Below are 15,764 nucleotides of genomic sequence, written 5' to 3' on the forward strand. Positions count from 1 at the left end.
GTCGCGTGCAAAATACCAAATCAATGAATAAGTCACATATTTAAAACATAAATTACAAAATAAAACAATCGAATTTTTCATTGAGTTATTTTGCTATCTACTTAATAGCACCAATACTTTTACTGTCGTGCTTTACCATCAATTTTCAATAGAATAAATCCTGCATTACTCAGGACTTTTCAGTTATTAACAAAACACCTGGATGCAGTCTATTTCGCTATTGGCATTTGTGCTGAGTCAATAGCTGGTTGCCACGCCACGCCTCGGGTTGGACAGCCCCGTTGAACCATGGTCAATAAAGCTCACGGATAAGGCTACACTGCGCCGCGCTTTATCGGCCTTATGCCTGTCATCTACCTAAAAGCAGGTAGTTCTATTGACCCGTGACCATGCAGCATGGCTGCCAGTTGCGGCGCCCCGACTTACAAATTCATGTTTGCACGCTGGACCCTGACTCTCCTGGCAAGCCTTGCCCTGACCGCCTGCGGCGGCGGTGGCTCGGGTGACTCCTCGCCCTCCACGCCTCCTGGCACCGAAACCCCTGTGCAGCCGGGCACTCCCGGTGCCAAGCCTCCCGAGGTCGCTCCGCCTGAAGTCGATCCGCCGGTGCTGCCTCCGGTGACCGAACCGCCGGCCAGCAGCCGCATTGAACAGGCCTTGCGCGCCGGCGACAGCCGCCTGCTGCAAGCCGAGGACCAGACGGAGCTGCTGCAATCGGCAACGCAGCTGATCCGCCAGGCCCGACTGCAGCAACAGAGACTGCTTGCCCAGTTGCTGGATGACAGCACGGCTGCCTCCCTGGACTTCGGCAACAACAGCCAGCGCGTCAGCCCCTTGCTGTCGACCAGCGCCAGCCCTCTGCTGGTGGCCAACAACGGCAATGTGCTGGCCAGCATTGCAACGGCCCAGAATGGCCGCGCCCTGGCCTATGGCAAGGACCTGATGGGACAGCTCGCCACGGCCTCGGGGGTCAATCAGGCACAGCTGCCTCTGTTCCGGCGCAGCTTCACCTGGCTGGCCACCGGCAAGACACAAGGCCCGCTGCCGGCCACGCTGCGAGTGGCGACTCAGAACTACAGCCAGGCCTCGGTCACGAACCTGGTCGCCCGCCTGGGCGGCAGGGCCGAGATGGTGAACTGCGCCATCACCGATCCTGCCAACAGTTGCTGGGAAAGCGTCGATGTCTTTGTCTTCGGCCAGGACACGCCGTTCTCGCCCTCGCTGAGCAACCAGGTCAGCCGCTACCTGCAGGCCGGCAAGGGGGTGATCTATCTGCACAGCAACTGGGGCGATTCGGCCGGCGGCCGCCAGGTGCTGCAGGCCATGGGCATGGAGCTGGGCGGCTACGCCGGCAATTACTGGGCGCCCGCCGACGGCTACCAGATCGGCGGCAGAACCGCAGCCCAGCAGCGCGATGCGGCCGACCGGCTGGGCGCCCATGAATCCGCGCTCGCCGCCCTGGCAAACGGCAGCAGCGTCGACTTCTCCGCAGACACGCGCCTGATCGGCGCGCTCGACGGCATCCGCAACGATCTGCTCGGCCAGGAAGGCCAGGGCATCAATCTGTTTGCCGACAACTACTCTCTCAAGCCCTCCATGGCGGCGCATCGCCGCCTGGTGCTCTGGGCCGACCTGGCACGCCGGCAGGTGGACTATTCGCAGGTGCGGCGCTCCGATGCCAGCGCCTTTTTCCGCACCATGGCGGCCGATTCGCTGAGCTATGCCGTGCGCGAGCATGAAAGCACGCCGCTGAATTTTGCCGACTGGATGCCCAAGGCCGCGACCGGCCTGGCCACCAGCGACCGCTGGGAAACCATCGAAGTCACCATTGCCCAGACCGATGGCCGCACGGCCATCGGCCGCGGCGCCGTACCGGGCAAGAGCGTGCAGGTGCAGATCGTGGATGCAGCAGGCGCCGCACTGGCGCTGCGGATCGGCAATATCCGTACGCGCGGCAACCCCCTGGCCCAGGAAAACTACACCCGACCACGCTTTCCGGACGGGCACCAGGCGCGCCTGAGCCCGGGCCAGACGCTGAGCTACAGCACGGCCTGGGGCGGCCCTCTGTTTCTCGACTACTCCGCAGCGAAGGCCGGCAGCGTGGTCACGCTGCGCGTACGCGGCAGCGTCAAATACGCACATTTCGACTTCACGCGCAATCCCGACACCCAGGAAATCGACGAGGCCGTGCAGGCGCTGCAACGCGGCGACTTTGGCTGGCAGACCTCCAAGATGGTGGGGGGCGAGGTGCAGCAGACCATTGGCTACGCCCAAAGCGCCATCGGCGGCCACCCTCCGCGCACCTATGTCGTGGACCGCCTCAAGGGCATGATCTTCGACAGCAACCACCTGGCCAACGGCTACAACAACATGCCGGCCAGCGCCAATGTGAACAATGTCTGCGCCACGCTGGGCTGGGATTGCAGCGGCAGCATCCAGCGGGCGCCGGGCGTGCAGCATTTTGTCGGCTGGCTGGCGGCCTGCGGCTTTCTGTGCTCGGGCAATCCTTCGGACGGTGCTGCCGGCCTGGCCCCCGGCTGGGGCTGGTTGCATGAGCTGGGACACAACACCGTGATGCGCCATATGACGCTGCTGACCGACACCGACGGCCAGGGCGGCAAGAACCCTGGCGGCGGCTGCCCTGTGGAATGCAACAACAACATCCTGGCCAATGCCAGTGCCCTGCGCCAGTACGCCATCACCCACGGAGTCGAGAACAACAGCGGCGAGCGCATCGACCATAAAAAGCTCTACCTGGACATTCAGGCGGCACGCGCCACGGGCAAGACCGGCAACGCTCTGCAAGCCGATATGTTCCAGCGCTTCTGGACCCAGGCCAACAAGTCCGACAACGCCATGCGTGCCGTGCACTTTCAGCTGGCCTTCATCTACACCCGGGAGCGCCTGGGACAGGCCCAGCCACAGCCTGCGGATGTGATCGACTTCCTGGGCCTGCTGGGTCGCGGCGAACGCCTGATCTACAACAATGCCTACTGGAGCGCCCACAGGAACGCACTGGGCATGAACGACTATGCCGACCGGAAGATCGACAACCATGAACTGCTGTACGTGCTATCCAGCCGCATCATCGGCCGCGACATGCGCCAGGTCTTTGCCCACTACGGCATCCCTCTGAGTTCGCTCGCCCTGAGCTCGATCGCCGCGCACGGCATGCCCCAGCAGGCTCCCGCGTTCTACGCCATGGCTCCCGGCAAGGGCAACCAGCTGGAGCTGGGCCGCTGGGTCGATCTGACGGGCGGCGTGCCCAGCTACCCTTTCTGAGTCGAACACCGCGCCCCCTGGAACATCGCTCGGCAAAAAAGGCAGGCCTTTCGGCCTGCCTTTTCGTTTTGAAGGCTGAAAGCGCCAGATGCACAAGTGCTGCAACCCTGCTTCATCCGCGATCAACGCGCCGTCGTGTCGGTCGATGCATTGACGATGGGAATGTAGAAGTCCCCGCCTGCCTGGTTGAACTCGGCCGCCTTGGCCTGCATGCCCACGGCAATGCTGTGCTCGGCACTCACGCCCTGCTGCTTGGCAAAGTCGCGCACTTCCTGGGTGATCTTCATGGAGCAGAACTTGGGCCCGCACATGGAGCAGAAATGGGCCACCTTGGCGCTGTCCTTGGGCAGGGTTTCATCGTGGTAAGCCTGGGCCGTGTCGGGGTCCAGGCCCAGGTTGAACTGGTCCTGCCAGCGGAAGTCGAAGCGCGCCTGGGACAGCGCATCGTCGCGCGAGCGCGCGCCCGGATGGCCCTTGGCGACATCGGCGGCATGGGCCGCAATCTTGTACGCAATGATGCCCTGCTTGACGTCGTCGCGGTCAGGCAGGCCCAGGTGCTCCTTGGGCGTGACATAGCACAGCATGGCCGTGCCGAACCAGCCGATCATGGCCGCACCGATGGCCGACGCGATATGGTCGTAGCCCGGAGCGATGTCGATGGTCAGCGGGCCCAGGGTGTAGAACGGAGCCTCGTGGCAGTGCTTGAGCTGCTCGGTCATGTTCTGCTGGATCATGTGCATGGGCACGTGGCCGGGGCCTTCGATCATGGTCTGTACGTCATGCTTCCAGGCGATCTGCGTCAGCTCGCCCAGCGTGGCCAGTTCGGCAAACTGGGCATCGTCATTGGCATCGCTGGCGCAGCCGGGACGCAGTCCGTCGCCCAGCGAGAAGCTGACGTCGTACTGCTTCATGATGTCGCAGATGTCCTCGAAATGCTCGTAGAGGAAGCTCTCGCGATGATGGGCCATGCACCACTTGGCCATGATGGAGCCACCGCGCGACACGATACCCGTGCGGCGCTGGGCCGTGAGATGGATGTAGGCCAGGCGCACGCCAGCGTGGATGGTGAAATAGTCCACGCCCTGCTCGGCCTGCTCGACCAGCGTGTCGCGGAAGATCTCCCAGGTCAGATCCTCCGCAATGCCGCCGACCTTCTCCAGCGCCTGGTAGATCGGCACGGTGCCGATGGGCACGGGCGAGTTGCGCACGATCCAGTCCCGCGTGGTGTGGATGTTCCTGCCGGTGGACAGATCCATGACATTGTCCGCGCCCCATCGAATGGCCCAGACCAGCTTTTCCACCTCTTCCTCGATACTGGAAGTCACGGCCGAATTGCCGATATTGGCGTTGATCTTGACCTTGAAATTGCGGCCTATGGCCATGGGCTCGATTTCAGGGTGGTTGATATTGGCCGGAATGATGGCGCGGCCACGTGCCACTTCGTCGCGCACGAATTCGGGCGTGATGATCTTGGGAATGCTGGCACCCATGCTGTTGCCCGCCAGACGCAGCTCGCGCGCTGCATCCTGCTGGTACTGCGCCATCCATTCGCGGCGGCCGTTCTCGCGCAGGGCCACATACTCCATCTCTGGCGTGATGATGCCGCGTCTTGCATAGTGCATCTGGGTCACGTTCTGGCCGGATCGCGCGCGGCGCGGCTGGCGCTGCAGAGCGGCAGCCTCGGCACGCAGCTGTGCCACGCGTGCGTCTTCCTCGCCGCGCTTGCCGCCGTCGTCCAGCGCCACGCGCTGGCGGCCCACGTAGTATTCGCTGTCGCCGCGCGATTCGATCCAGGCACCGCGCACGCTGGGCAGGCCCTGGCGCACGTCGATCTGCACGGCGGGATCGGTATAGGGGCCGGAAGTGTCGTAGACGCTCACCTGCTCTCCATTGGTGAGCGCGATATCGCGCACCGGCACACGCAGCTGGGGGTGCAGCGCGCCGCTCAGATAGCTCTTGGTCGATGCTGGAAACGGCTGGCGCGACCGGGCCAGCAACTCGGCAAAACGGGCGGCATCGGGGGCATGGCCTGCAGCAGGCGTAAAGATGGAATCAGGGGCGTTCATCGCAGTCTCCTCAAAGCGGTTGAAATGCATCAAACGCTCCGTGGAGTGCGGCCCTGCTCTGATCTTGCCCGGCACAGGCCCTGCCCGCTATGGGGTGTCCGGTCTGTGCCGCCGAAATTCTGCAATTTCGGCCTGGTTCTTCACGCACCGGCTGCCCAGAAAAGACAAAACCCCAGTGCGCGAGGCGCCTGGGGTTTGCTGTGCCCATGGTTTTCAGGGCTGGCACTGGTGCCGGCTGTCCTGTCCATAGGCCCTGCGTCAGGGTCCCGCTCTTCTTCCGCCGGTATGAACCGGATCAAGTTCGTCGGGTTCGCCTGCACTGTTTTCACAGTGACTGGCATCTCAGCGCTTTCGCACACCCCGGAGCTGCACGCAGTATAGGCTGGTTTTGCCGCAAATGGCGCAGCAGGGATGCGGTTTAACTATGCTGACCCCCGGTCGCCTAATCCGTGCCGGCCTCCAACCCCTTGAGCGCCAGCCATTCATGGCTGGGCGCACGGCTGGCGCGCCACTGATTGATGGGAGCGCTGACGTCCTCATAGCCCAGGGCGATGCCGAAGGCAATCTGGTAGCCCTCGGGCAAGGCCAACTGCTCGATCAGCATATCGTTGTACATGCGCCAGAAGCCCTGGGCGCAGGTGGCCAGGCCTTTATCCACGGCCAGCAGCATGAGGGACTGCAGATAGATCCCCAGATCCACCCATTGCGCATAACCCATGCGCTCCTCCACGGCCACAAAAATGCCCACGGGCGCACCGAACATCTGGCCGTTCTTGGCCAGCTGGGCCAGGCGCGCGGCCTTGTCCTCGCGACCGATATTGAGGGCGCGATACAGATCCTCGCCGTTCTCGAAGCGGCGACTGCGATAGGGCTCCCACAGTCCCGGCGGATAGGACAGGCCGGGGCGCGGCACGGCCTCGGTCTGCCCGGCCCTGGCGCACAGATCCTTGAGTACCTGACCGCCCACGGCGGTCACCCGCCAGGGCTGCATATTGCCGCCGGACGCGGCCTGCGCCGCAGCCTCCAGCAAATCCCGCACCGTCGCTGAGGCCACGGCCTGAGGCAGAAAAGCGCGTACCGAGCGGCGCTGCTGCAATGCTTGACGAATATCCATCGCTTGTTCTCTCCGAAATGGCTGCACTGCAGTGTAGGAGCTTGCGGCCTTGTCCCGGGTCGCGCCGGATACCCGGGCCCGCCGCCCCGGTGCTTGCCCTGATGGCGCAGCCTGCGCCAGCTGCGACCATGCTCGCTGCCCGTCGCAGTGACCGGGTACTCACCATCCCAGGAGATGACTCTGATGAAGCCTCGCTCTGTTTGCTCCGCTACCGCTTTCTCACCCAGAACAATGACGCTGGCACTGGGCTGCCTGCTGGCTGCTGCCGGCGCCCAGGCGCAGGACAAGATTCGCATCGGCTTCATTACCGATATGTCGGGGCTCTACTCCGATGTGGACGGCAAGGGCGGCGCTCTGGCCGTGCAGATGGCCGTGGACGACTTCGGTGGCAAGCTGCTGGGCAAGCCCGTCGAGGTGCTGACGGCCGACCACCAGAACAAGGCGGATATCGCGGCCAGCAAGGCGCGCGAGTGGTTCGACACCCAGGGCATGAGCATGCTGATCGGTGGCACCACGTCCAGCGCAGGCCTGGCCATGGGTAAGGTGGCCGACGAGAAGAAGAAGGTCTACCTCATCAACGGCGCGGGCACCTCGGCGCTGACCAACGAGCAGTGCAGCCCCTATTTCGTGCACTATGCCTACGACACCGTGGCACTGGCCAAGGGGACGGGCAAGGCCGTGGTGGAGCTGGGCGGCAAGAGCTGGTTCTTCCTGACGGCAGATTACGCCTTTGGACAGGCCCTGGAGGCCGACACCACCCGCGTCATCAACGCCTCCGGCGGCAAGGTACAGGGTGACGTGAAGCACCCGCTGAACACGGCGGACTTCTCCTCCTTTCTGCTGCAGGCACAGAACTCCAGGGCCCAGATCCTGGGTCTGGCCAACGCCGGCGGCGACACCATCAACGCCATCAAGTCGGCTCGCGAGTTCGGCCTGACCAAGACCATGAAGCTCGCCGGCCTGTTGCTGTTCAGCTCCGACATCCACAGCCTGGGCCTCAAGGCCACGGAAGGCCTGATGTTCACCGATAGCTGGCATTGGGACCTGAACCCCGAAAGCCGCAAGTTCTCGGATCGTTTCTTCGCCAGATTCAAGAAGATGCCCACCTCGCTGCAGGCTGCCAACTACTCGGCCGCCATGCAGTATCTGAAGCTGGCCGAGAAGCTGGGCACGACCGATGCCGACAAGATCATGGCCGGCTTCAAATCCACCCCGCTGTCGGATTTCTATGCCAAGGGCGTGGTCCGCCCCGACGGCCGCTATGCCCACGACATGTATCTGCTGCAGGTCAAGGCACCGGCCGAATCGAAGAAGGCCTGGGACTACTTCAAGGTGCTCAAGACCCTGCCCGGCGACCAGGTCTTCACCACCAAGGAAGAAAGCAAGTGCGCGCTGTGGAAGTGAGCGACCGCCATTGAGGAAGCAGCCGGGCTGTCTGCATGGCGCCCGGCGTCCTGCCTTCGGCTTCATCGCCCCCATCTTGTCGCGCCAGTCAAAGCGCCATGCACCTGCCTTCAGCGGCATCAAGACCCGGCTCATTCGAACCCGCGCATCTCGCACCAGCCCCCGGGCGCAGCCCTGGTGGAACGCCAGCGGTTGACAGGGGCAGCGGAATCTTCATAACCGAGCGCCACGCCAAACGCGATCTGGTAGCCCGGCGGCAGCGCCAGGTGACGGCTCACAAAATCACTGTAGTTGCGCCAGAAACCCTGGGCACAGGTGGCCAGCCCGCTCTCGGCCGCCAGCAGCATCAGCGATTGCAGGTATATCCCCAGGTCCACCCACTGCGCATGCAGCATGCGTTTCTCGACGGCCACGAATACGCCGACCGGAGCCCCGAACATCTGGGCGTTGGCGGCCAGCTGGGCAAGCCGCCCAGCCCTGTCCTCGCGTTCCAGGCCGATGGAGCGATAAAGAGCTTCGCCGTTGTCAAAGCGGCGACTGCGATAGGGCTCCCAGAGCCGGGCCGGGTAGACCAGGGCCGGATCGGAGTCGGGGGGCGCCGCCGCCATGGCCTCGCGCAAGGCCTGCAGGCTTGCGCCCGTCAGTGCCGTCACGCGCCAGGGCTGAAGGTTGCCACCGGAGGCTGCCTGCCCGGCCAGCACCAGCAGTTGCCTGACCTGCTCAGCGCCGACCGGTCTGGACAAAAAAGCGCGCACCGAATGGCGCTGGCGCAGGACCTGTTCCACATTCTTCATTGCTCGCCTCGGATTGGGACTGGCAGGCAGTCTTGAACGGATGGGCAACGCGTGCCCCCCTCAAATCGACTACGGGCAAGCACCATGAAAAAAGCCGGCGACAGGCGCCGGCTTTCCCGATCCGAAGCTGAATCAACCGTCTCCTGACAGGCAAGCGATCCGGAGCTATTTCCCGAGAATCTGATCGATCTTGTCCTTCCGGAAGGCCTCGGGTCGCTCGGACTCGCAAGGCACACAGTCCTTGACATGGCCCTGAATCGAGAGCTTCTCGATGGCGGCCCACAGCAGCGCAATCTGTTTTTCGTGACCTGCAGCGCCTTCGGACAGCGAGCGCATGGCCTGGGCGACGGGGTCGACTTCGGCCGTCACGCCATAGGCGGTGAAGCCGCTCTTGCCGCAATCGTCGTCGACAACAGCCGCCGCCTGTGTCCTGGCCTCGACCTTGGGAGCCAGCTCATGCTCGGTCACATCGGCGCTCTGACCGGTCTTGCTGGGAATGATGCGCGCCGGAATGCCGACGGCCGTGGCACCTGCGGGCACAGGCTTGATGACGACCGCATTGCTGCCGATCTTGGCACCATCGCCCACCTCGAAGCCCCCCAGCACCTTGGCGCCCGCACTGACCACCACATTCCTGCCCAGGGTCGGGTGGCGCTTGGCCCCCTTGTACAGCGAGGTTCCGCCCAGCGTCACGCCGTGATAGATGGTGCAGCCATCGCCCACCACGGCAGTTTCACCGATCACGACACCCATGCCGTGATCGATGAAGACCTCGCGGCCGATGACGGCGCCGGGGTGGATTTCAATGCCGGTGAACCAGCGCCCCATGTGCGAGATGAATCGGCCCAGCCATTTGAAGCCATGCGTCCAGCACCAGTGCGCAGGGCGCTGCAGCCAGATGGCGTGCAGCCCCGGATAACAGGTGATGACCTCCCAGGTGCTGCGTGCCGCGGGGTCGCGGTCAAGAATGCACTGGATGTCGGAGCGCAGGCGATCAAGCATCAAATAACAACGTGAGGAAATGTTTAGCCAGTGAAGTCTAGCGGGTTGGTGGCTGGCTCTGCAGCATGGCTTTGGCAACACCGCGAAGAATATGGATTTCTTCCTGGGTCAGCTGCGCGCGGTTGAAAAGCTGGTTAAGCCGCGGCATGAGCTTCTTGGGTGCCGCCGGGTCCAGAAAGCCGATATGGGCCAGAGCCTGCTCCCAATGGCCCAGCATGCCCTGAACCTGGGCCATGTCGGCGCGATGCACCTCGGACGTGTGCTCCACCACGGGAAAACCGCCAAGCGCCGCGCGCCAGTCATAGGCGATGACCTGAATGGCCGAGCCCAGATTGAGCGAGCCGAACTGCGGATTGGACGGAATCGACAGCGCCACATCGCAGCGGTAGACATCGTCGTTGCTCATGCCAAAGCGCTCGCAGCCGAACAGAAAGGCCACGCCCTTCTGGTTGCAGGACGCACCGGGCGTGGGCTGGTTATCGGTCACAGCGGCCTCCTCGGCAGGCGCGGAGCGCGTATCCAGCGCTCCTTTCAGGAGCAGCTCAAAATGCTCTCGGGGCGTGCGTGTGGGCGGACCGAAGTCGCGCGGCGTCATCGCCGTGGCGCACATATGGCTGATGCCGTCCAGGGCCTCCTCCAGGGTATCGACCACTCGGGCCTTGTCCAGCACGTCCAGCGCACCGCTGGCACGCTGGATGGTCTCTTCCTTGCGCAGCACGTTCCGATAGCGCGGACGCACCAGCACCAGGTCGTCGAAGCCCATGGTCTTGAGCGCTCGGGCGGCCGCGCCCACATTGCCGGCATGGCTGGTTTCAATCAGTACGAATCGGGTTTTCATCAACGCAGAACCATTCAAAAGGCCCCACTTGTGGCCTTGATAAGACAGCAGCCTACGCTGCCCGTTCTCTCTCGCATCCGCAAGTGCCGCAGAGAAGACCCTCGGACCGCCGGGACGAGCAAGCAGAAAAAGCGCAGGCTGGGTAGAATTGCGCCCATTGTCGCCGCCCCGCATCGCCGGTCGCGGCTTTTACGTTCTTACCCGCGTAGTTCAGCCCAGTTTTGCTCCGGCTGCATCGCCAACGCACTCACAATTTATGTCGAACTCCCTGCACCCCATGCTCAACGTGGCCATCAAGGCTGCTCGCGCCGCTGGCGCCCTCATCAACCGTGCCGCACTGGATGTGGAATCGGTGCGCGTTGCGCAAAAGCAGGTGAACGACTTTGTGACCGAGGTAGACCAGGCGGCCGAGCGCATCATCATCGAAACGCTGCTCAACGCCTACCCCCAGCACTCCATCCTGGCCGAAGAATCGGGCAGCGAGCACGGAGCCAAGAACTCCGACCACGTCTGGATCATCGATCCCCTGGACGGCACCACGAACTTCATCCACGGCTTCCCCGTGTACTGCGTGAGTATTGCCCTGGCCTACAAGGGCAAGATCGAGCATGCCGTGATCTACGACCCCAGCCGCAACGACCTGTTCACGGCTACCAAGGGCCGCGGCGCCTATCTGAACGAACGCCGCATTCGCGTCTCCAAGCGCACCCAGCTGCGCGACTGCCTGATCTCCACGGGCTTCCCCTTCCGCCGCGGCGACAACTTCAAGCAGTACATGCTGATGCTGGGCGAGGTCATGCAGCGCACCGCCGGCGTGCGTCGCCCCGGTTCGGCCGCCCTGGACCTGGCCTATGTGGCCGCCGGCTTCGCCGACGGCTTCTTCGAGTCCGGCCTGTCCATCTGGGACGTGGCTGCCGGCTCCTTGCTGGTCAGTGAAGCCGGTGGCCTGGTGGGCAACTTCACGGGGGAGGCCGACTTCCTGGAGCAACGCGAAATCCTGGCGGCCAACCCCCGCATCTATGGCACGCTGATCCCCGTGCTGGGCAAGTACAGCAAGTTTGCCAGCGCCGGTGAAAAGGCGGCCGTGCGCCAGGCCGTCAAGAGCGGTGAATTCGAAGCTCCCGCCGAAGAAGGTGCCGAGGCAGTTGCCGAAGACGGTCAGAAGAACGCTGAATAAAGAAGGCGGTCGGCCCACGGCTGCGGAAAGGGTCAGGTCCGGTGGACCTGGCCCTTTTTCATTGCCGCCGCTCCGCTGCGGCACCATCAGCCTCTCTTGGCCACATGCCAGGGCAGATGTCGGATTCCGCTTCTCTCCACAGAATCCACAAATTCCAGGTCCAGAATCCGAGCGACGATAAACGGGTAGATCAATATGATGGATTTCTTCAGCCAGCACTGGACGCTGGCCATCGACTGGGTATCCCTTCACGCGGTGACTCCCGTGGTCAACGCGCTGCATATTGCCGAGGCTGCGGGCGATCCGCGCGAGATTGCGGCCGGCATTCTGATTGCGCTGCTGCAGCTGTTTCTGATCGGCGGCGTGATGCGCCCCCTGGAGAGCCTGATCCCGGCCGAGCGCTGGACCGACCGCCGCCACACCACGGTGGACCGCAACTACACGCTGCTCATGCTGCTGGGCCTGTTCCCTCTGTTCAGCTTTCTGATCCTGATGCCGGTCGCCCATATGCTGGGCGGCGGCCCATCCACCTCGGAGGCCAGCGGCCTCAAGGCCTGGGTTCCCTGGTTTGAAGACCACCCCTATGTATTGTTTGGCGTGTACTACGTGGTCTACGACCTCACGTATTACTGGATGCATCGTGCCCAGCACGTCATTCCCTGGTGGTGGGCCATGCACAGCATGCACCACAGCCAGCGCCAGATGAGCTGCTGGAGCAACGATCGCAGCAACTATCTGGACGGCATGCTGCAAAGCTTCGTGCTGGCCAGCGTGGGACTGGCGATGGGCGTGGAGCCTTCGGAGTTCGCCATGCTTGGCCTGCTCAGCGAGCTGGTGCAGAACTTCTCACATGCCAATGTCGCGCTGCGCCTGGGATGGCTGGGCCGAATCGGCGAGCGCCTGCTGGTCGGCCCTCGCTTTCACCGCAACCACCACATGCTGCGCGATGCCGAGCGCCCCGACCGCCACAACTGCAATTTCGGGCAGGTCCTGCCCTGGTGGGATCAGCTGTTCGGCACGGCCCTCTATCACGATGAAGAGCTGCGCCCCACGGGCGTGAGCGACCCCGAAGTCGATGCCGACAACGAACGCGGCCTGATTGCCATGCAGTGGTACACCCTGAAGCGCTTCTGGGGTGCTGTGACCTGCCGCGCTGGCTGGCGGCTGGGCGACGTGTCCTTCGGCCCGGGCTACCGCCCCATCCACGATGCCGATGACACCGGATCGGCAGCGCCGGCCACCAGCCCCGGACCGCAAAAAGCGGCATGAGGATCAGCTTTTGTCCTTCACGGATAATGCAAGGTTCAGCGCTCGCCCGGCACCGGCGCGGCGCTCCATGTTTTGCACAACGCTGAAGCGATGACCCAGACAAGCACAGATACCCCGTCGCTGGCCCACTTCCCTGATATGAACGATTTGACAGGGCATACGCCGATGATGGCGCAATATCTGTCGATCAAGAAAGACTACCCGGACACCCTCGTTTTCTATCGCATGGGCGATTTCTACGAGCTGTTCTTCGGTGATGCCGAGAAGGTCACGCGCCTGCTGGACATCACGCTGACCACGCGCGGCCAGACTGCAGGCCAGCCCATTCCCATGGCCGGCGTCCCGTTTCACGCCCTGGAAAACTATCTGGGTCGCCTGATCAAAATGGGCGAGTCGGTGGCGATCTGCGAGCAGGTCGGCGAGATCGGCGTGGGCAAGGGCCCGGTGGAGCGCAAGGTGGTGCGCGTGGTCACGCCTGGCACGCTGACGGATAGCGAGCTGCTGTCGGACAAGAGCGAAGCCATTCTGGTAGCCCTGCATACTGCCGGTCGCCAGCGCGTGGGCCTGGCCTGGATGGCCGTGACCCAGGGACGCATCCATATGGCCGAATGTGCGGCCGATGAGCTGGGGGCCTGGCTGTCGCGCATCGCGCCCAGCGAAGTGATCTACAGTGCCGGCGTCACCGAGCGTTTCGAACAGGCATTGCTTGCCGTCAAGCACAGCGGCGCCATCGCCTGCCCTCTGTCTCCTCGCCCCGACTGGCAGTTTGACCCGGGCCTGGGCGAGCGCAAGCTGCTCGAGCTGCTGGGCGCGGCCAGCCTCAAGGCCTGGGAGGCCGAGGACCTGCCGCTGGCCCATGGTGCCAGCGCCGCCCTGCTGTCATACGCCGAACACACCCAGGGCCGCAATCTCACCCATATCCACGCCATCCAGGTACAGCGCGACGACGAGCTGATTGCACTGCCGCTGGCCACACGCCGCAATCTGGAGCTGGTCAAGACGCTGCGCGGCGAAGATGCGCCCACGCTGTTTTCGCTGCTGGACACCTGCATGACCGGCATGGGCAGCCGCCTGCTCAAGACCTGGCTGCTCGAGCCCGAGCGCAACCGCAAGTCCGCCATGCAACGCCTGCAAGCCATTGGGGTGCTGCGCGGCACGGGAGCCGGCATGGCGCCCTGGCAGGCCCTGCGTGCCGAGCTCAAGGGCGTGAGCGATGTGGAGCGCATCACCGCCCGCATCGCCCTGCGCCAGGTGCGCCCACGCGAGCTGGTGGGCCTGTCCAGAACGCTGGAAAAAGCGAAGCTGCTGGCGCAGTCAGGACAGGCTCCATCGGCCTATCTGACACAGATTTTCAGCGACCTGATGCCACCCGAAGGCTGCGCCGAGCTGCTGGCGAGCGCCATCATGGAAGAGCCCGCAGCCCTGGTGCGCGACGGCGGCGTGATTGCCACGGGCTTTGATGCCGAGCTCGACGAGCTGCGCGCCATCCAGAACAACTGCGACGAGTTTCTGCTGGAGCTGGAGGCCAAGGAGAAGCTGCTCACCGGCATTCCCAATCTGCGCGTGCAGTTCAACAAGGTGCATGGCTTCTACATCGAGGTCACCAACAGCTACAAGGACGCGGTACCCGAGCGATTCCGCCGCCGCCAGACGCTCAAGAACGCCGAGCGCTACATCACGCCCGAGCTCAAGGCCTTCGAGGACAAGGCCTTGTCGGCCCAGGAGCGCGCGCTGCAGCGCGAGAAGTTCCTCTTCGAGCAGCTGCTCGACCAGCTTCAGCCCCATGTGCCCCGACTCACGCGCGTGGCCCGGGCGATTGCCGCACTGGACGTTCTGTGCACGCTGGCCGAGCGCTCTCTGACACTGAACTGGGCCGAGCCACAGTTCGTCAGCCAGCCCTGCATAGAGATCGAGGCCGGCCGCCACCCCGTGGTGGAAGCCCGCATGGCCGAGACCTCCAGCGGCAGCTTCATCGCCAACCACACGCGCATGAATCTCAACACGCGCATGCAGATCATCACCGGCCCGAACATGGGCGGCAAGTCGACCTATATGCGCCAGGTGGCCTTGATCGTGCTGCTGGCCAGCATGGGCAGCTATGTGCCCGCCAGCGCTTGCCGCCTGGGGCCCATCGATGCCATCCACACGCGCATCGGTGCCGCCGACGACCTGGCCAATGCCCAGTCCACCTTCATGATGGAGATGACCGAGGCCGCGCAGATCCTGCATTCGGCCACGCCCCACTCCCTGGTGCTGATGGACGAGATCGGCCGCGGCACCAGCACCTTCGACGGCCTAGCCCTGGCCAGCGGCATTGCCAGCCAGCTGCATGACAGGACCAAGGCATTCACGCTGTTTGCCACCCACTACTTCGAGCTGACCGAGCTGCCCGCCAAGGCCAAGGCCGCCGTCAACGTGCATGTCAGTGCCGCAGAGTCGGGCAGCGACATCGTGTTTCTGCACGAGATTCAGGCCGGCCCCGCCAGCCGCAGCTACGGCATCCAGGTGGCCAAGCTGGCCGGCATGCCCGCAGGGGTTCTCAACCATGCGCGCCATGCGCTGGAGGCCCTTGAATCGCAGGCCGGCGAGAACGAGCTGCAGGTCAATCTGTTCGATGCCCCGGAGCTGCTGGACGCCAGCGCCGCGCCCAGCCCGCTGGACCAGGCCATGGCCGCCGTCAACCCCGATGCACTGAGCCCGCGCGAAGCGCTGGAAGTGCTCTACCAGCTCAAAAAACTGAGTACCAGCGCCAGCTGAGAAGAGGTTCCAAGCCTTGCGAACCCAAACCCGGGCCTGACCTCTTCAGGCCCGGTGTGCA

General features: G+C 63.9%; 10 protein-coding genes and 1 riboswitch. Of the genes, 5 read left to right on the forward strand and 5 right to left on the reverse strand.

Annotation, left to right across the window (positions count from 1 at the left end; genetic code table 11):
* Window positions 1-432: 432 nt before the first annotated feature.
* Entirely contained in the window at window positions 433-3,282 is a 2,850-nt protein-coding gene (locus E2583_RS00805; protein WP_291592260.1) for an ImpA family metalloprotease, read from the forward strand.
* A 122-nt stretch (window positions 3,283-3,404) separates the two neighbouring features.
* Here E2583_RS00805 and thiC read toward each other — a convergent pair whose 3' ends face one another.
* Both thiC and E2583_RS00815 read right to left on the reverse strand, forming a co-directional pair.
* Window positions 3,405-5,348 (reverse strand): phosphomethylpyrimidine synthase ThiC, encoded by a 1,944-nt coding sequence (thiC, locus tag E2583_RS00810; protein ID WP_291592262.1) that lies wholly within the window; start codon window positions 5,346-5,348, stop codon window positions 3,405-3,407.
* 255 nt (window positions 5,349-5,603) lie between these two features.
* Window positions 5,604-5,721: riboswitch (TPP riboswitch) on the reverse strand.
* Window positions 5,722-5,790: 69 nt separating this feature from the next.
* Entirely contained in the window at window positions 5,791-6,462 is a 672-nt protein-coding gene (locus E2583_RS00815; RefSeq protein WP_291592264.1) for a nitroreductase, read from the reverse strand.
* 231 nt (window positions 6,463-6,693) lie between these two features.
* Here E2583_RS00815 and E2583_RS00820 point away from each other — a divergent pair, with 231 nt between their 5' ends.
* Window positions 6,694-7,866, forward strand: coding sequence for an ABC transporter substrate-binding protein (locus tag E2583_RS00820; RefSeq protein ID WP_291592326.1), 1,173 nt, complete (start codon window positions 6,694-6,696; stop codon window positions 7,864-7,866).
* Between the two features lie 131 nt (window positions 7,867-7,997).
* Here the strand turns inward: E2583_RS00820 and E2583_RS00825 are convergent, their stop codons facing one another.
* From E2583_RS00825 to E2583_RS00835, 3 genes are all read right to left on the reverse strand, one after another.
* Window positions 7,998-8,660, reverse strand: a complete 663-nt coding sequence (locus E2583_RS00825) for a nitroreductase (protein WP_291592265.1) — start codon at window positions 8,658-8,660, stop codon at window positions 7,998-8,000.
* 165 nt (window positions 8,661-8,825) lie between these two features.
* On the reverse strand, window positions 8,826-9,662 hold the full coding sequence (gene cysE / locus E2583_RS00830; protein WP_291592267.1) for a serine O-acetyltransferase: 837 nt from the start codon (window positions 9,660-9,662) through the stop codon (window positions 8,826-8,828).
* A 37-nt stretch (window positions 9,663-9,699) separates the two neighbouring features.
* Window positions 9,700-10,500, reverse strand: coding sequence for an RNA methyltransferase (locus E2583_RS00835; RefSeq protein WP_291592268.1), 801 nt, complete (start codon window positions 10,498-10,500; stop codon window positions 9,700-9,702).
* A 256-nt stretch (window positions 10,501-10,756) separates the two neighbouring features.
* Here E2583_RS00835 and E2583_RS00840 point away from each other — a divergent pair, with 256 nt between their 5' ends.
* The 3 genes from E2583_RS00840 (at window position 10,757) to mutS (ending at window position 15,703) form a co-directional block, all read left to right on the forward strand.
* Entirely contained in the window at window positions 10,757-11,677 is a 921-nt protein-coding gene (locus E2583_RS00840; protein ID WP_291592269.1) for an inositol monophosphatase family protein, read from the forward strand.
* Window positions 11,678-11,872: 195 nt separating this feature from the next.
* Window positions 11,873-12,946: a sterol desaturase family protein gene (locus tag E2583_RS00845; protein WP_291592271.1), complete on the forward strand. Its 1,074-nt coding sequence runs from the start codon at window positions 11,873-11,875 to the stop codon at window positions 12,944-12,946.
* A 165-nt stretch (window positions 12,947-13,111) separates the two neighbouring features.
* The gene (gene mutS, locus E2583_RS00850; RefSeq protein ID WP_291592327.1) at window positions 13,112-15,703 is read left to right on the forward strand and encodes a DNA mismatch repair protein MutS; all 2,592 of its coding nucleotides are present in this window, start codon (window positions 13,112-13,114) and stop codon (window positions 15,701-15,703) included.
* Window positions 15,704-15,764 lie beyond the last annotated feature (61 nt).

This window comes from Comamonas sp. (assembly GCF_009360615.1).
GTDB lineage: Bacteria > Pseudomonadota > Gammaproteobacteria > Burkholderiales > Burkholderiaceae_C > Comamonas.

Bases quoted from the DNA above. Each gene is read 5' to 3' on its own strand.
- E2583_RS00805 (WP_291592260.1), top strand. From the start codon at position 433: ATGTTTGCACGCTGGACCCTGACTCTCCTGGCAAGCCTTGCCCTGACC.
- thiC (WP_291592262.1), bottom strand. From the start codon at position 5,348: ATGAACGCCCCTGATTCCATCTTTACGCCTGCTGCAGGCCATGCCCCC.
- E2583_RS00815 (WP_291592264.1), bottom strand. From the start codon at position 6,462: ATGGATATTCGTCAAGCATTGCAGCAGCGCCGCTCGGTACGCGCTTTT.
- E2583_RS00820 (WP_291592326.1), top strand. From the start codon at position 6,694: ATGACGCTGGCACTGGGCTGCCTGCTGGCTGCTGCCGGCGCCCAGGCG.
- E2583_RS00825 (WP_291592265.1), bottom strand. From the start codon at position 8,660: ATGAAGAATGTGGAACAGGTCCTGCGCCAGCGCCATTCGGTGCGCGCT.
- cysE (WP_291592267.1), bottom strand. From the start codon at position 9,662: ATGCTTGATCGCCTGCGCTCCGACATCCAGTGCATTCTTGACCGCGAC.
- E2583_RS00835 (WP_291592268.1), bottom strand. From the start codon at position 10,500: ATGAAAACCCGATTCGTACTGATTGAAACCAGCCATGCCGGCAATGTG.
- E2583_RS00840 (WP_291592269.1), top strand. From the start codon at position 10,757: ATGTCGAACTCCCTGCACCCCATGCTCAACGTGGCCATCAAGGCTGCT.
- E2583_RS00845 (WP_291592271.1), top strand. From the start codon at position 11,873: ATGATGGATTTCTTCAGCCAGCACTGGACGCTGGCCATCGACTGGGTA.
- mutS (WP_291592327.1), top strand. From the start codon at position 13,112: ATGATGGCGCAATATCTGTCGATCAAGAAAGACTACCCGGACACCCTC.